Genomic DNA, 20,830 nt, shown 5'->3' with positions numbered 1-20,830 from the left:
AACAATACCAAGCCAGTTGCGACGACGCGGTTCATGCCGCGCGTGGCCGACCTGCGTTCAGGAGAACCCCATGACCGCACATCCACCCTTCAGGAAGGTGCTCGACGGCGTCGCCACCCGCGAGCAGATGTTCCAACTGTTCAGCCGACACAAAGACACTCCCGGCATCGATCCGCTTTCCGGCACTCCCTATTCAGGCGAGTGGTTTGCGATCACCGCGTCAGAATACCACTTCATGCTCGATTTGCTGCCGCCGCTCTTCATGCGCACCGGCATGTTCGGCATGTCGGAGTTCAAGGCCGGCAATGTGACCAGCGTATTCTTCGCGATCCGGATCCGGGGCCGCGAACGCTGGTTTCACGGCTTTTGCGACCTCACGGATCGGCAGTCCCCAGACAAGATGCGCGCCGCCATCATCGCCCACGAGACCGGCGCGAGCGACAGCATGACCCGCGCGGAAAAGCTCGAGGCGATCTGGAACGCGACGCATCCCGACTTCAAGGGAATTGCCGGCGAAATCGATCCTGCCGCCTGGCCCGCGGAGCACCGTGGCAAACGCGTCGTTCTCGTCAACAACGGTGGCAACGGCACGATCCTGAAACTGCTCGAGGACCTGTCAGACGACGAGATCAACAGCCGCATGGCAGGTATACGTGCACATGCCAAGAGGAGAGGGGGCAACGATGCGGACCCCTCGTAAGCAGCCGCCACTGGCGGACGGGCGCACCTATGAGGCGCACTCGAACTATACCGCCGGCCTGGGTGTCCCGGATCGCCGCCGATATCGGCGCACACCGCCAAGGGCGCCAACCGTCGCAGATCTCGTACGTCCCGGCGATACGGTCGCTACCTCCTACAGCACTGGTGGTGTCGTGATCGAGGTGAAGGGATATTTCTATGTCGCTCCGACGGACGAGACGCTGTCGCACTTCACCATCGTCTACGTGCCGCCCAACCGGGCAACAAAGTACCGCGGTTCCGATCGTCACTGGATCAACGAATGTGTCGCCATCGGCGACCGCATCCTGATGCTGTTCGAGGCCAACACGGACGAGGTCTTCGTCGTCGGCCGTGCCCGATCGGTGCAAGCCCAGCAGTCCAGAACAATTCTGATCATGTAGGCGCACCGCCGATCAGGATTGCAGGCGTGAACGCAGACTCGACGGCAAGTTGAGACCATCCCAATTGGAGGAGGAACCGATGATAGCATCAGGTCGCATGCGAGAAGTCAGGCAGAACATCGAGGCATTCGGACAACATCTGTTCCAGGTGTTCGGGGACAGGCCCGATCCGGGCTTCACCTACACGATCGGCAATACCGACCGCGGTCTGCCCGAGCTTCTGTTGATCGGCGACTTCCCGTCCCACATAGCCGCGGGTCTGCTCAATGAACTCGGTGCCAAGATGCGGGAAGACGGCAAGCCGCTCGCCACAGGCCTCGTCGATATCGGATGGTCAATTCCGGTCAAGATCCGCCAGACCGGTGCGCGAGCTCATTCGCGCTACACTATCCAGGTCGACCAATATCTCGGTCATGACCGCTACAGTGTTCTGCAGATCATGGTCTGCGACGAAAATGGCCGCTATCCGGGCGAGGCGGGCTGTGCCCCGCGCTACGACGTAGATCGACCCTAGTCCGGCGCGCTGCCGCCGGATTGCTGGCGCAACATCACCAACCTGCGACGCCATACCGCTCGCCCATCCGTCGGCGATCGCGAACACGCGCGAAATCCATTCTGGAAAGGAAACCGCCATGGCCAGAAAAGCCTTCTTCGTGGCCTTCGTCATCGATGAAGACGCCTACACACCCGAGCCCGGTCCGGTCGATCGCGACTTTGTCGCCGCCGACCTCGCCCAGTCGAGTTTCGGCGAACAGCCCGGCGTGTCGAGCATCATCGTCTGGAACTCCGCCGAGGACCTGATCGCCGATCATCGCCAGCACGGCCCGCTCACGGTCGATTATCTCCTCGACGAAAAACCAGGGCACAGCCCAAGCTTTGCACATGGGCCGGAAAGCTGCCCTTCGAACCATTGGAACCGGGGCGACGACATCTGCGCCGATTGCGGCGCCGATCTCAACGTGTCGAAAGGAGGCCTTGCGACACCGCCCGCCAATCGCAGTCCATCGTTCCGTGACCATCTTTCGCCGACGATACGCGATACGCTCGCCTTCGAATATTACGAGGTGAGGCCCTGCATCGAGCGCGATCGTCAGGTGACCTCCTATCGTGACGAGGATGAGTTCGAAGCAGACCTCGTCCGATCGCGGAAAGGGGGCAGGGAGTTCCGCGCTTTCTGGTCGCTGTATGGCGTGGACCGCAGCACCACCACCGCGATCGGTGACTTCGTCTCGAGAGATGCGGCCCATGAAATGATGAACGCCATCCTCGCGATTCCTGCCGCGGCCTGCCGCGCGATCAATGCCGGGAGTTCCGCCCGACGCGAGAACGGCGCCGATGCCGAAAGGGCTGCACAGGCCGCCGCGGACTGGCTCGATGACATGATCAACCAGTCCTCGAACGATCAGCAGATCTGACGCTGGTCTGTTCCCCCACATTCTCGAAGCTACCTCGCAATGCACGGCCCGGCTGGCTTTCGCATTTCTTGGGCCTGCGCAAGCGGCTCGCCAGCCAAGGAGAAATCCCATGTCACGCCTCAACGATCCAGAGAACTTCCGCGGTCGCGTCAACTATGCGGCCCAGGTCATCGCCCATGGGCGACGCCCGACCCGCGCCTTCGACAATTGCTTCGAAAACTATGACGGCGACGAGGTCGCAACCGCGATCCTGCGCCGCTCGCGGAAGAATACCCGCCTCGCGGCCAATCTCCAGCGCTATCTCAGCCTCTCCACCATCGAAGCCGCGGCCGAGCGGCTTGCCGATATTCCCACACGCAAACTTCCCGAACTGGCCCGGCAGACACGCGCGCCGCAAGGCCGAATTCGACGCCTGGTTCGAACAGCATCGAAAGGCCGCTCCCACTGCCGATCCCGACACGGCGGCGCCAAGTCCGGGCCGAATGCTTCTCCGCCCCACCCGGCCTGGATCGAAGCCCAGCGGCGGCCTTGGCTGACCAGCTCCGGGGCGGCGACAACGCACTCGACGCACGATCGGCGGCCTGAGCAAGCCTGAACCCCAGTGCCTGTCACCGGGCACACGGTGGACGACCCCGACCTCATTTCCCGAACAGGAGAGACGCCATGCCCAAATTCACCGTCGAAGCGACGTATCGCATGCCCTACTACCGACAGCGCACGTACGATGCCGCGACCGTTGAAGAAGCTTGCCGCCGTGCCATCGAGGACGACGATTGGGAAAGCGAGTTGGCCGACTATGAATGCGCCGGCCCGACCTACATCACGGGCATCTGGAAAGGAGCGGATACTGCCTATGCGGGCGAAGAAATCGCAGTGCCGTCGCACTGCCGGGACACGACGCACCGCATGGTCGACCACTTCCGTGAGATGCTCGACCAGCTTGCTTCTGTCGCCCAGCCGATGGGCCTTTCCAAAGTAGACTTCGAGAGCTGGCTGCCGAAGGCGATCGCGGCGGTCGAGAAGGCCAGGGCGATTATCGAAGAAAGCCGCGACCCGCCGGATGACTCGCCATAACAGCTAACATCCCCCACAAGGGCGGGTCGCAAGATTTATTTGCCCTTCCGAAGCACTTTGGGCAGTCGACGCTTCCATCGCTCCCCACGCGGAAGGTGCTCTGCGCTCATTCGACGCCTTCGAGACAATTGGTTCCGCGGCGGCTCTTCAGCCATAAGAGGGGCCGCAGGTTCGGGTTCGACGCCCGACAGACCGGCGTCGGGGATGATCTCCGATACAGAAAGCGGCTGGGACGACGTCGAGGGCTGCGAAAAATCCGGTTTCGGGGTGGCGTCGATCGCCGTGACAGGCACCACAGGCGCCTCGATCTTCGTCAGTTCCCACGCCGTCTCCGCGCCAATCGCTGCGAGATCGAGATTTCCCCAGATCGAATGCTGCCGCGCGGACTCACCGCGCTTCTTCTTCACCTCGACGATGAAGGGTCGGCTCTGCCGCTTCATTATTGAACTACCTTAGGATGGGAATCGATCCGCTTGCCGGATCAGGTCACGTCTACGCTGGCCCATGCTTGTCGTCCACCCGCAGCAACCATCGACCGCGGTGCCGCCCCGGACGGACGCCGATGCGAAAGCCAGCTTTCCAGCGTTTCGCTCGCCGATGCAATGCGGGGTTCGGACAAGTAAAATGGCATGCCGAGTTCAACGCTGACAACGACTAGGCGCCCACTGTCCTCGCGCCGCGGATCTTCGCAAATCCGCAGCATACTCACCGAAAAAGACTGTCGCTGGTCACCCCTCACCATACCGTCATGGTCCAAGACAGCGGGGATTCTTGTCCAACGCATTGTCTGACTCGATGGCCGCCAATCGATTCACGACATTGATGGAAATCTGAGATGTTGTTCCCAGCCTATGGAAGGGCCGGCATCTCCCCGTCACCGACCCGCCAGGTCCACGCATCCATCTCCGCCCGGTTCGCAATCATGTCCTGCAGCGAAGCCTTGAACGCTTCGTCCGCTCCGGCCGGGACGACGAAGAGCGCGGTTGGCACCGCCCTGTTCTGAAGCAATGCATTGGCGATCGGCTGGTCGGGTTGCAGATCGTAGCGCAGCCCCTTCACGCTCTTCTCGCGCAGACGAGCAAGTGCATCGACAAGCCTTTTCTCCGGGACCGTCTCGTAGGGAATCCAGTTCTCGGACACGACCATCAACGCGATTTCCTCGATTATGGCGAGACCGGCCGGGTTCAGTCCGAAGGTTGCGATCGCCATGAGATGTGAACTCGAATCCGCTTCCCACAGCGACAGTTCCCGCTCGAATCGTGCCTGCAAACGCCGGTGCAATGAATCATCGACGATGAACGGAAATCCGGGCAGGTTTCTGATGACAAGTTTCTGACCGGATCGGGCGGGCACGATCTCCTTCACTTCGCCGACCAGCACCAGCAGCTTTCGTGGACCGGATTTCGGCGGTAGCGCCGCAACGAGAACTACGTTGCGACGCTGCTCGATCGCTTCCTTGTTCTCGGCCCGAAACGGCTCGGGCACAAACAGGATGTCCGCGAGCGGTCCGCCCCTCACCGTCATTTGCCCGGCAGCCTCGAGAAGGTGCCAACGGACATTCCACCAATGTCGCTTGCCAGCCCATCGGGATGTCCAGACCGTCAATTCGGCTTCGTGCCAGAGATAATGAAGGAGGCCACGCAGCGACATCCTCCTGGGATCGCCGGTCACGCTGACGGAACTCTGCCCTGCGGGTACGGACGCGGCCCGACTGCCCGTCTTCGACAGGCTGAAATCGAGCTTCAACGCCGCCATGCCGCTTTGTGGATCAAGCTGGATCGCGCTGCCCAACAGGGCACCGAGCCCGGACAGTTCGTAGGGTGACTCATAGGAATTGCAGGACGGATCATGTCCGCCGCCGCTCAGCGGCATGCGCTTGATCAGATGAAGGTCGCCGATCCGGGCGATGTACATCGGGCAGCCCGGCTCGCGGCAGAGGCATAGTGGACGCTCCCTGCGGGCATAGGCGTTCGCCAGCGCCGCCTGCAGGTCAGGCGCCCCCTCCTCGTAAACCTCAATTCCAATTCTGAATCGTCGCATCACCTCCGCAGCTCCAGGTCGCCGCCGCATCCCTGTCCGCGCATTGAGTCATGGCTTTGCGCAGAGCGCAACCCGTTTGGTGCGTCAGCCCCAGAGGCAGAGCGGGGCCGGGAGGAATGCGCCCGGCTGGCGCTGAGAGAGTGCCGGCGCGGGGCCACTCCCCTCTCGCGAAGGACATCGCCATGAACATTGTTACGACCACATCGGCCGTCGTCCGGACGGCCGATCCCCATGTCGCGCTGGCATCCGACGCCATCGACACCGCCCAGGCGATCCATCAGGCGGCAATGCAGCTGCTGCCTTCCCTTGAACAGGGCAAGCCCGTCACCACCGCGGAACTGCGCGTTGCCATGACGGACAGCTTTGGCGGCAGCGATGCGCAAGGGTTCTGGGTCTGGAAGGACGCTTACGAGGCACTCGAGGTTGCCCAAGTGCTGTTTCTGCGCCGGTTCGGACCAGCGATCCTGTCCCGGTCGACCACGCCGCAGGCGACGCTGGCGATGATGAAGCGGATCGCCGAACTTCTTCCCACCCACACACGGCGCTCTGATGAGAGCCAGGCAATGCAGCAGCTTTCGACGCCGCAGCCGCTTGCCTTCGTCGCGGCTCACGTCGCGGCGATCGCCTCTTCCGACCTCGTTCTCGAACCGTCCGCCGGTACAGGCCTGCTTGCCGTCCATGCCGAAGTTGCCCGGGCCTCGCTCGCGCTCAACGAGCTTGCCGCGACGCGTGCCGATCTCCTCGGCCTGCTGTTTCCGCGTGTCGCCGTCTCGCGGCACGACGCTGCCCATATCGACGATCACCTCGATGCCGCGATCGAGCCGTCCGTCGTGCTGATGAATCCGCCCTTCACCGTCGGCGCCTATGTCGACGGCCATGTCGCCGATGCAGCATGGCGGCATGTGTCGTCCGCCTTTGCCCGCCTGCGTCCCGGCGGCCGCCTGGTCGCCATCACCGGCGCCGGCCTTTCCCCCGAAAACCCGAAATGGCGACCCGCCTTCGAGCGTCTCCAGCAGCAGGGCAGGATCATGTTCACCGCTGCGATCGACGGCCGCGTCTATGCCCGCCACGGCACGACCGCCGAAACCCGCCTGACGATCATCGACAAGATTCCTGCGACCGACCCGTCCGGATTCATTTCGTCGCCGGGCAAGGCTTTTGATGTTGAAACGCTGCTCGCCTGGATATCCGACCTGCCGCCCCGCACACCGGGCGACTTTCCGGACTGGATCGGCGCCTTTTCGACCGGCATCCTGCGCAATGCCGCCATGCAGATGGCCGCACGATCCGCTCCGGGTGCCGCACCAATCACACTTGCGGCGTCTGTCGCGAAGACCATCCGGCCGGCCCGTCCGGTTGCCCGGGCGAAGCCCACCCGACCGGTCGTGGCAGACGCCACGCCTGCCGTTCCCCTCGCCTATGAGCTGCGCGACTGGATGCCGGAGGAGAGCGGCCAGCTCACCGACACGATCTACGAACCATACGCGCTCCAGTCGATCGACATTCCCCGCGCAAAACCGCATCCGACGCCGCTCGTGCAGTCGGCTGCAATGGCCGCCGTCGCGCCGCCGAAGCCTTCCTATCGACCGTTTCTTCCTGATGCGATCATCGACGAGGGCCTGCTGTCGGACGCCCAGCTCGAAAGCGTCATCTATGCTGGAGAGGCCCATTCCGGCCATCTCACCGGCGCCTGGACCGTCGACGAGACCTGCGATGTCGTCTCGGCCGCGCCAGAAGGTGCTGCGAACGCTGTCCGCTTCCGTCGCGGATGGTTTCTCGGCGACGGAACCGGTTGCGGCAAGGGCCGGCAGGTCGCCGGCGTCATCCTCGACAACTGGCTGCAGGGCCGCCGACGCGCCGTCTGGATCTCCAAGTCGGACAAGCTGTTGGAGGACGCGCAACGCGACTGGTCGGCTCTCGGTCAGGAGAAGCTCCTGGTGCAACCACTCTCCCGCTATCGGCAGGGTACCCCCATCCGGCTTGCCGAAGGCATCCTCTTCACCACCTACGCCACCCTGCGCTCGCAGGAGCGTGAGGGCAAGAAGTCCCGCATCGCCCAAATCATAGACTGGGTCGGGAAGGATTTCGATGGTGTCATCGTCTTCGACGAGGCGCACGCCATGGCCAACGCAGCCGGGGGCAAGGGCGAGCGTGGTGACGTCGCTCCGTCGCAGCAGGGCAAGGCTGGGCTGCGCCTGCAGCACGCTCTGCCCGACGCCCGCATCGTCTACGTGTCCGCGACCGGCGCGACCGCGGTGGAAAACCTCGCCTACGCCCAGAGGCTCGGCATCTGGGGCAGCGAGGACTTCCCCTTCGCCAACCGGGCCGAGTTCGTCGCGGCAATCGAGGACGGTGGGGTGGCGGCGATGGAGGTTCTGGCCCGCGACCTCAAATCGCTCGGCCTCTATATGTCGCGCTCGCTCTCCTATGACGGCGTCGAATACGACCTGCTCGAGCACGAGCTGACCGATGAGCAGATCCGCATCTACAATGCCTATGCCGACGCCTTCCAAGTCATTCACAACAATCTAAACGCGGCGCTCGAGGCGGCCAACATCACCAGCGACTCGGCCACGTTGAACCGCAACGCCAAGTCGGCCGCGCGGTCGGCCTTCGAGAGCACCAAGCAGCGCTTCTTCGGCCATCTGATCACGTCAATGATGACGCCGACGCTGATCGGTGCGATCGGACAGGACCTTGCCGACGGCCATTCGGCGGTCGTGCAGATCGTGTCGACCGGCGAGGCGCTGATGGAGCGTCGGCTCGCCGAGATCCCGACCGAGGAATGGTCGGACCTGCATGTCGACGTGACCCCGCGCGAGTACGTCCTTGGGTATCTTTCCCACTCCTTCCCGACGCAGCTGTTCGAGGAATACTCAGACGCCGAGGGAAATGTCTATTCGCGCCCCGTCCACGACGAGAACGGCAACCCGGTCCAGTGCAGGGAGGCGGTTCGCCGACGCGATCAGATGATCGAGAAGCTCGCCTCGCTGCCGCCCGTGGGCAGCGCGCTCGACCAGATCATCCATCACTTCGGCACGGAGATCGTCGCCGAGGTGACGGGCCGCTCGCGCCGCATCGTCAAGAAGACAGGCAGCAATAGGATCGACCGGCTCGCCGTCGAGAACCGCCCCGCTTCGGCCAATCTCGCCGAGACCCAGAGTTTCATGGATGATGACAAGGGCGTTCTGGTCTTCAGCGACGCCGGCGGAACCGGCCGCTCCTATCACGCCGATCTCGGCGTGAAGAACCAGAGGCTTCGCAAGCACTATCTGCTCGAAGCCGGCTGGCGCGCCGACAACGCCATCCAGGGTCTCGGCCGATCCCACCGCACCAATCAGCGCCAACCGCCGTTGTTCCGGCCGATGGCCGCCAATGTGAAAGCGGGCAAGCGCTTCCTGTCAACGATCGCCCGGCGGCTCGACACGCTGGGTGCGATCACGCGCGGGCAGCGCCAGACCGGCGGGGCAGGGCTGTTTCGCGCGGAAGACAATCTGGAAAGCCCCTATGCGCGCGCGGCACTGAGGCAGTTCTATCATCTGCTCCATCACGCCAGGATCGAGGGCTGCTCGCTCACGACTTTCGAGGCGGTCACCGGCCTGTCGTTGACGAAAGACGAGGGTGGTCTCCGCGACGAGCTGCCGCCGATCACGACCTGGCTCAACCGCCTGCTGGCGCTCCGCATCGAGACCCAGAACCTGCTGTTCGAGGCGTTCGAGCAGTTGATGACGGCGAAGGTCGAGGGCGCCATCGCCGCCGGCAATTACGACAAGGGTCTGGAGACGATCACGGCAGAGAGCATCGTCGTCACCGAGCGCCGCACCGTCTACACGCATCCGGTCTCGGGTGCGCAGTCGCATGTCGTCACGGTTGCGCGCAAGGACCGCATCCGCCCACTCGGACTGGTCGACGCGCTCGACATTGTCCGCGCGGAGCCGCAATCGGTCCTGCTGGTGAACACGCGTTCAACTCGCGCGGCGATACAGCTGCCGACCGCGAGCCTAATGCTCGACGACGGGGCGATAGAGCACCGCGTACGCCTCCTGCGACCGACCGACGAGCTGCGCTTCGGCCTCGACGCCCTTGCCGAGACTCACTGGCAACCGGCCGACCGGAAAATCTTCTGCGAACTCTGGGAGACGGAGGTCGCTTCAGTCCCGGAGCTGGTCACGAGCACGTTCCACATCGTCACCGGCCTGCTGCTGCCTATCTGGCGGCGGCTGCCCGACCATGACTGCCGTGTCTACCGCATCCAGACCGATGCCGGCGAACGCATCATTGGCCGCCACATCGCGCCAGCACTCGTGGCGACCATGTTCCGCAACCTCGGCATAGACCATGTTCCTTCGCTGTCCGTGGACGATGCGTGGGCCGGCCTCATCGACGGGCGCATCGGGTTGCAGCTCGCCGACGGACTGATCCTTCGCCGCAGCCGTGTCATGAACGATCACCGGATCGAAATCATCGGCTTCACTGACGCTATTGTTCCCCGGCTGAAGGCTCTCGGCCTGATCTCGGAGATCATCTCCTGGAAGCTGCGCCTGTTCATCCCGACCGGCGCCGACGGGTCCTCCATCCTCGCGATGCTGCTGGATCGCCACCCGCTCATCGGCGTCACCGATCGTTCGGCCTCGGCATAAGGGAGGGGATCATGACGGGCTCGGCCTCCGAGCTGGCACGCCGCCTTGGCGAAGATGCCGAGGCAGTGTGCCGCGAATATCTCTCCAACGGCCATCGGTCCGGCAACCACTGGATCGTTGGCGATGTCCGCAATTCGCGCGGCCGCTCCATGCATGTCCGGCTGAAGGAGAACGCCAAGGGTCGGGCCGGCAAATGGGTCGAATATGTTGCGCGGAGGGTTATGTTGCGCTCCCGCGATTGGGCGCTGTCCCACAGGCGATCGACGGCCTCTACTCAACATAATATCAGCGCGCGGGAGGTGTCGTGATGCCCCGCGACGCTTCCGAACTGGCGCGCCGCCTGGCTCGCCATGCCGAGGCGGTATGCCGCCATTATCTGTCCAACGGGCGGCGCCAAGGCCGCTACTGGACGGTGGGCGACGTTCGCAATACGCCCGGCCGATCGATGTTCGTCCGGCTCAGCGGGCCGGAATCCGGTCCCGGCGCCGCCGGGCATTGGAGCGATGCCGCAACGGCCGAATATGGCGATCTCCTCGACATCATCCGCGAGAGCTGCGGTCTCATCGACTTTCGCGATGTCGCCGATGAGGCGCGGCGCTTTCTGAGCCTGCCGCAGCCCGAACTCCGCCGGGCCCCAACATCTGTTCGCACACCTGTTCCCGCCGGATCGCCCGAAGCGGCGCAGCGCCTCTTCGCCGTGTCGCTATCGATCAGCGGCACGCTGGTCGCCACCTATTTGCGCAACCGTGGCATCAGGAACTTGCGCGGCACGGGCAGTCTGCGATTCCATCCATGCTGCTACTATCGACCTGAGGATCATGGCCCGACCGAGACATGGCCAGCGATGGTCGGCGCTGTCACCGATCTCGAAGGGAGGATCACCGGCGCGCATCGCACCTGGCTTGCCTGCGACGGTTCAGGCAAGGCGCCGGTCGACACGCCGCGCCGGGCCATGGGCGGTCTCCTCGGCCATGCCGTCCGCTTTGGTGCTGCCGACAACGTCCTCGCGGTCGGCGAAGGCATCGAGACGATGCTGTCGCTGCACTGTGCGCTGCCGGCCATGCCGATGGCGGCCGCGCTCTCGGCCAACCACCTTGCAGCCCTTCTGCTCCCGCCGACGCTGCGTCGGCTCTACATCGCCCGCGACGCCGACGCCGCTGGCGACACGGCGCTCGCGGCATTGACCGAACGCGCCGAAGCAGCAGGCATTGAGGCGCTTGCCCTGTCTCCGCGGATGGGCGACTTTAACGAGGACCTGCGCACATTAGGCATCCGCGCGCTGCGAACGACACTGCGCATCCAACTCGCGCCGCAGGATTGCTGCTTTACTTACAGATAATTGAGCACCTTCTACGCAACAGAGCTTTCGTCAAGGTGCGCGGTGCGGAAGCTTGAGCCTCCACCAACATGGAGGCACGAGTATGTTTGAAGCAATCTTCTTTCCTCAAACCGCTGCGAGATATCGAGCAACGCCCCTGTCTGAGCAACGCGCTCAGTACCTTCGACACCTGAATGAACTGGGTGCTCGCCGAACAACATTACGCAAGAATGCGAACGATCAACTCAGTCTCGTTCGACTACTGCATTTGCGAGAAGGCGACGGAGTCAGCGTTCCCCAAATAGAAGCCGCAGCAGCAATCTGGGCTCTGCCAAAGGGTCACAGATATGCTGGGACAGCTTCGCCCAAGGCGAAAGCACACTTTGTCAGTCGCGGAATACAATGGCTGCGCTTCCTGGGATGGCTCGATGAACCTGAACACCAGCGCCATCTGTACGGCGCAGAGGTCGCGATCTTCAAAAAATGGCTGCGCCAGGAACGTGGCCTCTCCACGGCGACCATACAAGCCTACTGCGCCGCCGCGGACCACTTCTTCTGCCGGTTGGCTGGAAAAGATGTCGCCCTCAACGACATCCGGATAACCAACATCGACGACGTCATTGCGGCCGAGCACAGGCGAGGAGCCTGGAGCCGTCGAACGAAACATGACTACGCTCAGCGTCTGAGGGCCTTCTTTCTGTTTGCCGAAGCGCGCGGTTGGTGCCGAGCGGGGCTGGCTGCGGGAATCATGGCGCCCCGGTTTATGGCCGATGAGAGCGTGCCGAAGGGCCTCGGGCGCGCGGATGTTCTGCACCTGCTCGCTTCTGTTGTGGGGGATCGTGCGGTCGACAAGCGCGACACGGCGATCCTGATGCTTCTCATCGCTTATGGACTGCGAGCCGGGGAAGTCCGTGGCCTGCAACTGGACGATCTGGACTGGGAGAACGATAGGCTCCGTGTCCGCTGCCCGAAGCCCGGTCGGACCCATCTCTGGCCTCTGTCGCATCAGGTCGGACATGCCATCTTGCGGTATGTACGGGAGGCGCGGCCTACCGGCTTCGGGCGCAACCTCTTCTTCACAGCGCACGCTCCCATCCGACCGCTTGGCAGAGCGGCCTTAGGCAAGATGGTCCGTGATCGGCTGGCCGGCATTGGCATCGTCTCAGGCCGACGCGGCACACATGCCTTGCGCCATGCTGCAGCCCAGCATCTTCTGGATCAGGGCATGTCGATGAAGGTGATTGGGGACTTTCTCGGGCACCGCGACCCATCCTCCACCGCTATTTACGCAAAGGTCAATCTCACGGCACTTCGCGAGGTGGCGGCCCTCGATCTGGAGGGGCTGGCATGACGTTGCGCGACGCTATCGAGCAATACGTCCTCTGGCGACAGGCCCATGGCGCCAAGTTCACGACCGGGGCGAACCTCCTGCGTCACTTCCTCCGATATGCCGATGGAGATGGCACCTGCGACGCGGTCACCACGACACAGGTGCTGGCCTTTCTGGCAGGTAGGAGGTCACTGTCCCGACATCGTGAGAACAAGTATTACGCCATTGCCGGCTTCTGGCGCCATGCGATCAGCCGTGGCGATGCGACGCGCTCACCGCTCCCGACCAACGAACCGAAATCGCCGCCCCGGACGCCGCCGTATATCTACTCGCATAATGAGTTGCGACGGCTCCTTGACCCTGCGGCTTTGGAGCGCAGCCGGCTCGGTGCGGTTCAGTTCGACGCGGCGACGTTCCGGACTCTGCTTCTTCTGCTGTACGGAGCTGGATTACGCTTCTGTGAAGCGACAGGTCTCACACTCGCGGACGTCGATCTGGCGGAACGCGTTCTGACCATACGCGCCACGAAGTTCTATAAGAGCCGTCTGGTTCCGATCGGACCCCAGCTTGGAACGGTGCTGGCGAACTACATGCCCCGGCGGCGGTACGGCGAGCTTGCGCACGGCGAGACTTCCTTCCTTTTGACGAACCAGGACGGCACCCGGCTCGCTAGCAGCACCGTCCAGACCGCATTCGACGCGCTGCGGCGCATCGCCGCGATCCATGGCATGGCAGGCGGGCGACAGATCCCGCGCATGCACGACCTTCGGCACAGCTTCGCGGTTCACAGCCTGACCGCCTGGTATCGCCAAGGTGCTGATGTGCAACGTTTGCTGCCCGTTCTCTCCACCTATCTCGGTCATTCCGATCTGGAGGGCACGAAGGTCTATCTGTCGATGACGCCGGAGCTTCTGCAGCAGGCGTCGCTGCGTTTTGCTCGCTACGTGCAGGGAGGCCAGGATGCCTGAGCAGGTAACACTTGGCCCATGGCTCCGACGCTTCCTGTGCGAATTTATCGTCACTGAACGCAATCTGGCTCGGAACACCCGCAAGAGCTACCGGGACACCTTCAGCCTTCTCCTACCGTTTGTCAGCCGCAAGCTGCGCAAGCCCGTGGACCGGCTGGCCGTCCGTGATCTCACCTCCCGGCTGGTGCTGCAGTTCCTCGCACATCTCGAGGAAGATCGCGGATGCTCTGCCCGGACGCGCAACCAAAGGCTCTCCGCCATCCGGGCATTTGCTCGCTTCATCGGCAGCCGGGATCCGGCGCATGTCGAATGGTGCGGTCACATCCGGGCCATCGAGTCGAAGAAATCCATGCCACCACCGGTCGGATGGCTGACCCGGGCGGAAGTGGAGGCCATGCTCGCCGTGCCCGACCGCAAGACCAAGCGCGGCCGCAGCGAATACGCCCTTCTCCTCTTTCTCTATAACGCCGGGGCGCGTGTCTCCGAGGCTACGCAATTGAGGGTGCGCGATCTGCAAATCGGGGGCGGGAATGGCGGTCACGATATTGCTGCGCTGCACGGGAAAGGCGGCAAGACGCGCCAGTGCCCACTGTGGCCGGAAACCGAACGAGTTCTGGCAGACGAGGTTCTCTATCGCTCGGTCGATGACGCCGTATTTGTCAGCAGGCTAGGAACGCCTTTTACCCGCTTCGGGGTCTATCGCCTTATCGGGCGTTGCGCGGCCCGAGTGCCGAAATTGGCTGAAAGGGCGATAACCCCGCATGTGATCCGGCACACGACGGCCTGCCACCTCGTTCTCGCCGGCGTGGACATCAATACCATCCGCGCCTGGCTCGGCCATGTCTCGATCAGCACCACCAACATCTATGCCGAAATAGACCTCACGCTGAAAGCCAACGCTGTAGCTCTTTGCGAAGTCGGTCAGGCACACCCCGCTCGCTCGTGGAAGGAGGATAAAGATCTCATGGCCTTTTTGAAATCGTTGTGAGTCAGGGGGTTGTGTTGTGGCGTCCTCCGCCGAGATCTCCTGCTCTGGGTGGTGGACGCGGCGCAGCGATCGCCCTCTAGAAGATCGGCGCGGTTTTGTCCGGCATGCCCGCCGGCGGATTCCCTCGCGAGACGCGTCAAGAACTGCCGGGCAGCATGAGCCTTTCCCCTTCAGCCAACTCCCGACAGCACAAAGCCGAGTTGCCATTGGCGACGCACCTACACCCCCACTGTAAGCATTGGATCGAAATTGATGTTCTCATCGTCACAGCCACGTGCGTTTCCAAAGCGCAAGGCCGCGCCGTGGCGGGAGCAACGGGCGCGCGTTGAATTTCAATGGTTGGACTGCGCCAGCGGTCACGCAAAAGTCGAGTGCAGACGTTCAATGGTCCAGAACGCGGCCACTATGCCGATGACGTAGGCGGATGCGACGATAGTGCCTCGCGGCACTTCAACGATCCTGCGCAGCGCGCTGACTGCCAAGAGGATCGCCGCAATGAACATCAGCTGCCCGAGTTCGACACCGACGTTGAACGAGAACAGGGCGAGCGGAATGTCGCCCTGAGGCAGCCCAAAATCGGCAAGCGCTCCTGCAAAACCGAAACCGTGGAGCAGCCCGAAGAAAAACGCCACGATCCACGGCCATTCTATGGCCATGCTCGTTCCGCCGCGCTCCATCCTGATGATCTCCGCACCGACGAGCACAATGCTGAAGGCGATCATTATCTCGACAGGTCCCGACGGGAGGTTGACCCAACCCAACGTGGCGCAGGTGAGCGTAATCGAATGAGCGACGGTGAAGGCGGTTACCGTCTTCAGCAGCATGCCCCAACGGCGGACGATCAGCATCAGCGCCGCCACGAACAGCAGATGGTCGAAGCCGAACAGAATATGTTCGATGCCGCTGACGACGAACACTTTCACCACCTGCAACGAGCTTTGCCGTGCCTGGATATCGATCCAGGGCTGAGACGGCCGGACAAGCGTCGTGGTTACCGTTCCGTCCTCCAGTTTCACACGCACCAGTACGTCCGTTATCGTCGCTTGAAGTCCGACAAAATCGATCCGCTGGCCCGGCAGGCCGCCGGCGGCGTCAACGATCCGCCGCTCTACGATCGAGTCGGGGAGCTGGCGGTCCGTCGGTTCGGTGACGTTCTCGACGCGGTCCGAGAATTGCAGGACGACCGGCAAGCGCATGCCCGACAGCAGCGGGGTCCGCCACAGCACGCTGAAACGGCTTGTTCCGACCTGATCGATCTGAAGGTAGGCCGGCCGTATCTCATGCGCGCCCGCTGTGCCGGCCAACGCCAGTACCAGCATCGCTACCGCTATGGCGAGGCGAAGGCCTGCGCTGTGTAAATGCTGCGCCGTCATTGGGATGCAGCGTCCAGGGTCGCCCCGGTCGGCACTGGACTTTTCATGTCGCGCAGGTCGATTGCATCGAGCGGAGCGACCACCACCGTGTAGCGGGAACGCATCTCTTCAAGCGCCGTGCGCTTGACCTCTTGATAGCGGTCATCGAGCCACGCCGCTTTCACATCGGGCTTGACCTCCTCATAGAGCGGAACGCGGCCGGGCTCGATGGAATCCAACCAGACGAGGTGCCAGCCATAACCGGATTGGAGCGGCACCTGCCACGCACCGGGCTTCAGGCCAAACAGCGCATCCGCAAAAGCCGGGCCGAACTCTTTGGCAGTCTGTTCCGGCGTGGTGTCGCCATAGTAGTTGCGCAGCATGAATGTATCGGCCAGCGCTTTTCCTTCAGGCGCATCCGCGGGTTTGCCGGCCAGGACGGCAAGTGCCGCGGCCGCATCGTTGCGTGCGTTCTCCCCGCGTTTGTCCGGAGAGAAATAGAGGTGCCGGTAGCTGGCATGCGGGGGCAGCGCGAAGCGGTCGGAATGTTTCGAATACCAATCCGCCAATTGGGCATCTGTCGGCTCTTCCAGGGCTGCCAGATCGGCCGCCAGGAAATCCATCTTCTGCGCCAGGCGCCGCTTGATGATCTGATCATCCTGATCGAGGCCCAGCGCGATCGCTTCCCGGAACAGGATCTCCTCCGTAACCTTCTGCTCCACGAGGCTGCGCATTTCATCCGGGCTCGGCTCCGGCCGCCCTTGCGCAAGCCAGGTCAGCGCGAGCTGGCGGATGTCGTCGGCAGTCAATTCTATGCGCTGCGGGTCGGCTGCCTGTTCCGGCTCGGCGAAGAACAAGCGGTAGCCACCGAAGAGGAGAACTCCGACGACGAAAAAATGCAGCAGCGGCTCGCTCAGAATCTGCCGCAATCCATGTCTTGGCATGATGTTACCCGTCGTCCCCATTGGAAGCGCTTTGTGCAGCGATCTGTCCGTTGATTAAGTGGCCATAGGCGTCATTCAGCTGGCAACAGCGCCGCCTGCCCGACGGTCAGAGGACTGCTCTTCAGGTAGCTCAGAATCGCAAATTGCCCGGCGGGGTCCTTCACGGCCTTCGACCTTATGATGTCGACATAGTCCGCCGTTGCATCCCACGCCTTCCAGTTAGCCAGCTCCATCGCAACGAAGCCGGCCATCGGCTTTCGCGCTTTGATGAAGGAGCGATAGGCTTCGACCACTCTTTCGCGTGGCACCGTTGCGTCTGCTGCTCCGTGTACGCTCAGCGCGAGCAGCGCCGCATCGATCTCAGGCAGCGTGCGCTGGCGATCGTCAAAAAACGCCGCCTGAAGCCAGTCGAGGCGCGCTGGTCCTCGCAATTCCAGATCGGCGGCAAGCATCGCTGAAAGGTTCGCTGTGTCTCGCGCCAGCAGCGCCTGGTCGATCAGTTTCTCGAGCTCGGCAGCGTCATTCTGGTCCCCGCCGATACCGAGCAGCAGCGTATACACCGACCGCCGGGATGCCAGATTCGGATCGGCGATCCAGTTTCTGAGCGTTTCCGCTTCGAGCCTTGGCTTCAGCGTGCGCATCGCTCCATAGGGCGCTCGCATCAGTTCGCCGTAGGCAATCTCCGCCGCCAGCGCCTGGCTGTCTTCCAGATGGGGCCAGACGAGTGCAAGACGTTCCCGCCATTCGGCATCCGTCAGGGGCGACCACGCCATGACTTTCGACGGCCACAGCCGTGCTGGTTGATTGTCGTCGCCGTGCTTGGTCGCCGCCAGCTGCCGCAACCAGCCGGCGTATTCCGCCCCGATCGTTCCGATGCTGGTCCAGGTCTCGGATGTCCTGCTGCGGACGAGCAACAATGGCTCACCGACTGCCGCAGACGATACTTTCGGCGTTGCAGTCTGGCCGTCCATGGACATTGCGATTTCTGCGGCACCAGGCGTCACAACGGAATCCGCAATGACCTCACCAACTCCGACACCGCCCTTGACGACCGCGATGACGTGGAACTGGCCCTCGCTGGCCGCCGCAACGGCAAGAACTGCCTGATCGGCGGAATCAAGTTTCTGTCCAGGGGTGACTATGGTCCCGGAGAAACAGATCGCGCAGGCCCGCCCTTCGCCGACGGCAAGAGCCATCGAGGCTCCGAGGCCGAGCAAGAGGCCCAGGATTCGCGTATATCGCCAACTCGACAGCATAGGCCAGTCCTCCGTCGGGAGCGGTCGGGCGATGGCCCTGACCGCTCGCCGGGACTTCTCAGAACGGCGATTTCTGCTGACCCACCGGGTCGAGCATTTGCGGCGTCGGAACAACCTCATAGTTGGCGTAACCGAACTCGTTGCTACGCGCAGCAAAGTACTTGTCGCCGAGCTTGTAGACGGTCGCCTCGTACGGCAAGTTGCCAAGGGTGGTCACGATGGTTCCATCCTTGATCGCATATGCGGTTCCCTGGCCGGTCAGGCCGCCATGCAGCACGTCGCCAATCTCGCTTGGCTTCGGAACTTCGCCGTTGATGTTGGCAATCAGACGCTGTCCCGAGGCGGTCCACGCGATACTGAAGACATCGCCGGTTACGTTGTTGCGCACCCAGCTTGACTTGCCGACGATCAGATCCGTGAGCGCCTTGTCGTCCAATGCAGTGGCGCCCTGCGACTTCAGATCGGCGACCGTGGTCCCTTTGGTCGCCGCTCTCAACTCCTGGGTTGCGGTGTACCAGATCGGCGAACTCCAGGCGCGCTCCTGGATTGTCGCCGCGACGTTGTCCGGAGGCGCGATGCCAAGCTCCTTGGCCTGGATCGTTGTCCAGCGCGGCGTAGGAATCTCAAGGGTTCGCGCGTAGTAGAACGCGTCGAGGCTGGGATCGAATTCGGGGTCCGTCCATGTCCCCTTCAATTCGACGCCGCCGATCGTATTGGTATAGCTGGCATCCGATATGTTCACCGTACTGCCGATCGGCGGCACAACGCCTGTGAACGGGTCGGGCGTCCGGTTTCCGGCCCAGGTGACGTCGAAGATCTTTTCGAAGCTCTGACCGTTCTTGCTCCAGCCCTTGACGATCTGGATACGGTCGAGATTGCCCGAAGTCGGGTCCTTCAGCGCCCAAACGATGAAGGACGGCGCCTTGGCATCGCCGAGCGGCTGCAGGTCTCCGCCCATCGGCACACCGCCGGCATACGCTGCCTTCACCCAGTCTTCCTGGTCGGCGGCAGCGGCGAGGTCGGCGCCACCGAAAAGGCGAACCTTGATGTGCGGTCCGCTGGTGGCGAAGGTTTCCTTGCGGGCCATACCGTCGAACAGCGAGGCACGGGTGTTTTCTTCAGCCCATATGCCCGTCAGTCCTGCCGGATTCTCCAGCCGAACGTCTAGGCCGGCAAAGACGTAGCCCGACATGCGCTGCTTTATGTCGCCATCATTCAACCCGTGGCCGCCATAAAAATTGTCCTGGCGATACGGCACGCCGGTGTTGTGAGAATCCGATCCGCCGACGAAGCCGGGCTTATAAGGGTTGTACCCCCGGGCCTCGTTCATCGAGAGACCATCCTTCAAGGCCTGTCTGACATAACTGCCGGAGACCTGGGGGAAGCGCCCCGCCGGGTCGCCGAGCAGATAGGTCAGAATCTCGAAATTGGCGAACTCGTCATTGGGCGACAGTGTCGGATGGGTTTCCGAGGCGCCTTTGATCTGCTTGATTTCTGTCAGCCGCTCGTTCCGGTCGCGCGATGCTGCCCAGGCGGCGTCGATTGGGCGCCCTTTCTCATCGACGTCGGTCGGGAACATGTGTCCGTCGGAGAGGTTGGCGTTGTGCGAGATCGCCAGGAGCTCATTGCCGTCCTTGCGCTGTCCGTCCATCCAATTCCAGAGGTCCGACGGATCGCTGGAATCAATCGAGCTGAAGGGCGCAACCGGAACTTTGGCGCAGTCCTTGAAGAAGACGTTCCGGTGCATGTTGCGGTTGTTCGGGGTCGACGTCCATTCATAGGAGCAAAAGGCCGTGAATTTGCCCGGCTCGTTGGCTGCGTCGGCGATGTCGACATTCTGCTTCCAGACGGAGCCCGCCACTTCGGGCGAGATCAGCTCTTCGATCGGCTTCTTGTCGATGATCGTGCCACCGAGCCATAGGTAGATGCGCTGGATATCGGCCGGCGAGTGAACGATCAGCTTCTCTGCAATCGGCAGTTTGGCGATAGACGAGCCCGGCGTGTTGGCCAGAGCGACGGTGCCGACATACTCGGAATGATCGGTGACACCCATCCAATCGAGCGGTGTATCGATTTTGATGTCGTAGCCGAGCGGGTGCTTGATGGTCTGCCCCTTGGCGTATTTGTAGGCGTCGGCGGGCGAGGTCTTGGTGTTGCCGAAGATGTAGGCGTCGAACGACCAGCCCGTATGGACATGCGTCTCGCCAAAAAATGCCTGCCTTTCTTGAGAGTTCGCCGACGCACAGATCAGCAACGATGCTGCTGAAGCGAGCAAGACCGTGGTTCTGTAAGATTTCCGCATGATTCCCTCACATTTCACTTTTGAACCTGCTCCGGGCTCAGGACATTTGTCCGAGCAGGCATTAGGTCCGGGTTCACTCTAG

The 20,830-nt window shown here is 62.7% G+C and carries 17 protein-coding genes and 1 pseudogene; 12 read left to right on the top strand and 6 right to left on the bottom strand.

Translation table 11 applies throughout. The features are described 5' to 3' along the window. Positions 1-70: 70 nt before the first annotated feature. The 6 genes from ABLE71_RS22580 to ABLE71_RS22555 all read left to right on the top strand — a co-directional run bounded on the left by ABLE71_RS22580 (position 71) and on the right by ABLE71_RS22555 (position 3,610). Positions 71-700: a DUF1419 domain-containing protein gene (locus ABLE71_RS22580; RefSeq protein WP_348785736.1), complete on the top strand. Its 630-nt coding sequence runs from the start codon at positions 71-73 to the stop codon at positions 698-700. Further along, positions 684-1,121, top strand: a complete 438-nt coding sequence (locus ABLE71_RS22575; RefSeq protein ID WP_348785735.1) for a hypothetical protein — start codon at positions 684-686, stop codon at positions 1,119-1,121. The genes ABLE71_RS22580 and ABLE71_RS22575 overlap by 17 nt, the downstream gene beginning before the upstream one ends. A 79-nt stretch (positions 1,122-1,200) precedes the next feature. Beyond that, positions 1,201-1,635 carry a DUF4262 domain-containing protein gene (locus tag ABLE71_RS22570; RefSeq protein WP_348785734.1) on the top strand — a complete coding sequence of 145 codons (435 nt, stop codon included), beginning with the start codon at positions 1,201-1,203 and terminating at the stop codon, positions 1,633-1,635. A 118-nt stretch (positions 1,636-1,753) separates the two neighbouring features. Next, positions 1,754-2,536 carry a hypothetical protein gene (locus ABLE71_RS22565; protein WP_348785733.1) on the top strand — a complete coding sequence of 261 codons (783 nt, stop codon included), beginning with the start codon at positions 1,754-1,756 and terminating at the stop codon, positions 2,534-2,536. A 109-nt stretch (positions 2,537-2,645) separates the two neighbouring features. After that, entirely contained in the window at positions 2,646-3,131 is a 486-nt protein-coding gene (locus ABLE71_RS22560) for a hypothetical protein (protein ID WP_348785732.1), read from the top strand. A 68-nt stretch (positions 3,132-3,199) separates the two neighbouring features. Beyond that, positions 3,200-3,610: a hypothetical protein gene (locus tag ABLE71_RS22555; RefSeq protein ID WP_348785731.1), complete on the top strand. Its 411-nt coding sequence runs from the start codon at positions 3,200-3,202 to the stop codon at positions 3,608-3,610. A 35-nt stretch (positions 3,611-3,645) separates the two neighbouring features. On the opposite strand, the gene ABLE71_RS22550 is transcribed toward ABLE71_RS22555, so the two are convergent. Further along, a complete protein-coding gene (locus tag ABLE71_RS22550; RefSeq protein WP_348785730.1) occupies positions 3,646-4,050 on the bottom strand; it encodes a hypothetical protein in 405 nt (134 codons plus the stop codon). Positions 4,051-4,459: 409 nt separating this feature from the next. Continuing rightward, positions 4,460-5,650: a DUF1173 domain-containing protein gene (locus tag ABLE71_RS22545; protein WP_348785729.1), complete on the bottom strand. Its 1,191-nt coding sequence runs from the start codon at positions 5,648-5,650 to the stop codon at positions 4,460-4,462. Between the two features lie 182 nt (positions 5,651-5,832). Here ABLE71_RS22545 and ABLE71_RS22540 point away from each other — a divergent pair, with 182 nt between their 5' ends. From ABLE71_RS22540 to ABLE71_RS22515, 6 genes and pseudogenes are all read left to right on the top strand, one after another. After that, entirely contained in the window at positions 5,833-10,290 is a 4,458-nt protein-coding gene (locus ABLE71_RS22540) for a strawberry notch-like NTP hydrolase domain-containing protein (RefSeq protein ID WP_348785728.1), read from the top strand. 11 nt (positions 10,291-10,301) lie between these two features. Next, positions 10,302-10,493: pseudogene (locus ABLE71_RS22535) on the top strand (DNA primase); the annotation flags it as partial. 104 nt (positions 10,494-10,597) lie between these two features. Further along, complete coding sequence (locus tag ABLE71_RS22530) at positions 10,598-11,629, top strand: toprim domain-containing protein (protein WP_348785727.1); 1,032 nt, start codon at positions 10,598-10,600, stop codon at positions 11,627-11,629. Positions 11,630-11,711: 82 nt separating this feature from the next. Beyond that, a complete protein-coding gene (locus ABLE71_RS22525) occupies positions 11,712-12,959 on the top strand; it encodes a tyrosine-type recombinase/integrase (protein ID WP_348785726.1) in 1,248 nt (415 codons plus the stop codon). Beyond that, positions 12,956-13,906, top strand: coding sequence for a tyrosine-type recombinase/integrase (locus tag ABLE71_RS22520; RefSeq protein WP_348785725.1), 951 nt, complete (start codon positions 12,956-12,958; stop codon positions 13,904-13,906). Before ABLE71_RS22525 ends, ABLE71_RS22520 begins: the two co-directional genes overlap by 4 nt. Next, on the top strand, positions 13,899-14,894 hold the full coding sequence (locus ABLE71_RS22515; RefSeq protein ID WP_348785724.1) for a tyrosine-type recombinase/integrase: 996 nt from the start codon (positions 13,899-13,901) through the stop codon (positions 14,892-14,894). Before ABLE71_RS22520 ends, ABLE71_RS22515 begins: the two co-directional genes overlap by 8 nt. Positions 14,895-15,250: 356 nt before the next feature. Here the strand turns inward: ABLE71_RS22515 and ABLE71_RS22510 are convergent, their stop codons facing one another. From ABLE71_RS22510 to ABLE71_RS22495, 4 genes are all read right to left on the bottom strand, one after another. After that, complete coding sequence (locus ABLE71_RS22510; RefSeq protein ID WP_348785723.1) at positions 15,251-16,267, bottom strand: HupE/UreJ family protein; 1,017 nt, start codon at positions 16,265-16,267, stop codon at positions 15,251-15,253. Beyond that, complete coding sequence (locus ABLE71_RS22505; RefSeq protein WP_348785722.1) at positions 16,264-17,211, bottom strand: peptidylprolyl isomerase; 948 nt, start codon at positions 17,209-17,211, stop codon at positions 16,264-16,266. The genes ABLE71_RS22510 and ABLE71_RS22505 overlap by 4 nt, the downstream gene beginning before the upstream one ends. A gap of 50 nt (positions 17,212-17,261) precedes the next feature. Beyond that, positions 17,262-18,386 carry a hypothetical protein gene (locus ABLE71_RS22500; protein ID WP_348785721.1) on the bottom strand — a complete coding sequence of 375 codons (1,125 nt, stop codon included), beginning with the start codon at positions 18,384-18,386 and terminating at the stop codon, positions 17,262-17,264. Positions 18,387-18,504: 118 nt separating this feature from the next. Continuing rightward, on the bottom strand, positions 18,505-20,748 hold the full coding sequence (locus tag ABLE71_RS22495; RefSeq protein WP_348785720.1) for a DUF3604 domain-containing protein: 2,244 nt from the start codon (positions 20,746-20,748) through the stop codon (positions 18,505-18,507). Positions 20,749-20,830: the final 82 nt, after the last annotated feature.

This window comes from Mesorhizobium sp. KR9-304 (assembly GCF_040049215.1).
In the GTDB taxonomy this organism is placed as follows: domain Bacteria; phylum Pseudomonadota; class Alphaproteobacteria; order Rhizobiales; family Rhizobiaceae; genus Mesorhizobium_K.
Note: the sequence above shows the minus strand (reverse complement) of the source record. Positions and strands in the feature narration are given on the sequence as shown.

What these genes read in the sequence shown, in the direction of transcription:
- ABLE71_RS22520 (WP_348785725.1), top strand. Translation starts at nt 12,956, where the DNA reads ATGACGTTGCGCGACGCTATCGAGCAATACGTCCTCTGGCGACAGGCC.
- ABLE71_RS22500 (WP_348785721.1), bottom strand. Translation starts at nt 18,386, where the DNA reads ATGGCTCTTGCCGTCGGCGAAGGGCGGGCCTGCGCGATCTGTTTCTCC.
- ABLE71_RS22570 (WP_348785734.1), top strand. Translation starts at nt 1,201, where the DNA reads ATGATAGCATCAGGTCGCATGCGAGAAGTCAGGCAGAACATCGAGGCA.
- ABLE71_RS22525 (WP_348785726.1), top strand. Translation starts at nt 11,712, where the DNA reads ATGTTTGAAGCAATCTTCTTTCCTCAAACCGCTGCGAGATATCGAGCA.
- ABLE71_RS22550 (WP_348785730.1), bottom strand. Translation starts at nt 4,050, where the DNA reads ATGAAGCGGCAGAGCCGACCCTTCATCGTCGAGGTGAAGAAGAAGCGC.
- ABLE71_RS22555 (WP_348785731.1), top strand. Translation starts at nt 3,200, where the DNA reads ATGCCCAAATTCACCGTCGAAGCGACGTATCGCATGCCCTACTACCGA.
- ABLE71_RS22505 (WP_348785722.1), bottom strand. Translation starts at nt 17,211, where the DNA reads ATGGGGACGACGGGTAACATCATGCCAAGACATGGATTGCGGCAGATT.
- ABLE71_RS22575 (WP_348785735.1), top strand. Translation starts at nt 684, where the DNA reads ATGCGGACCCCTCGTAAGCAGCCGCCACTGGCGGACGGGCGCACCTAT.
- ABLE71_RS22580 (WP_348785736.1), top strand. Translation starts at nt 71, where the DNA reads ATGACCGCACATCCACCCTTCAGGAAGGTGCTCGACGGCGTCGCCACC.
- ABLE71_RS22545 (WP_348785729.1), bottom strand. Translation starts at nt 5,650, where the DNA reads ATGCGACGATTCAGAATTGGAATTGAGGTTTACGAGGAGGGGGCGCCT.
- ABLE71_RS22495 (WP_348785720.1), bottom strand. Translation starts at nt 20,748, where the DNA reads ATGCGGAAATCTTACAGAACCACGGTCTTGCTCGCTTCAGCAGCATCG.
- ABLE71_RS22515 (WP_348785724.1), top strand. Translation starts at nt 13,899, where the DNA reads ATGCCTGAGCAGGTAACACTTGGCCCATGGCTCCGACGCTTCCTGTGC.
- ABLE71_RS22540 (WP_348785728.1), top strand. Translation starts at nt 5,833, where the DNA reads ATGAACATTGTTACGACCACATCGGCCGTCGTCCGGACGGCCGATCCC.
- ABLE71_RS22560 (WP_348785732.1), top strand. Translation starts at nt 2,646, where the DNA reads ATGTCACGCCTCAACGATCCAGAGAACTTCCGCGGTCGCGTCAACTAT.
- ABLE71_RS22530 (WP_348785727.1), top strand. Translation starts at nt 10,598, where the DNA reads ATGCCCCGCGACGCTTCCGAACTGGCGCGCCGCCTGGCTCGCCATGCC.
- ABLE71_RS22565 (WP_348785733.1), top strand. Translation starts at nt 1,754, where the DNA reads ATGGCCAGAAAAGCCTTCTTCGTGGCCTTCGTCATCGATGAAGACGCC.
- ABLE71_RS22510 (WP_348785723.1), bottom strand. Translation starts at nt 16,267, where the DNA reads ATGACGGCGCAGCATTTACACAGCGCAGGCCTTCGCCTCGCCATAGCG.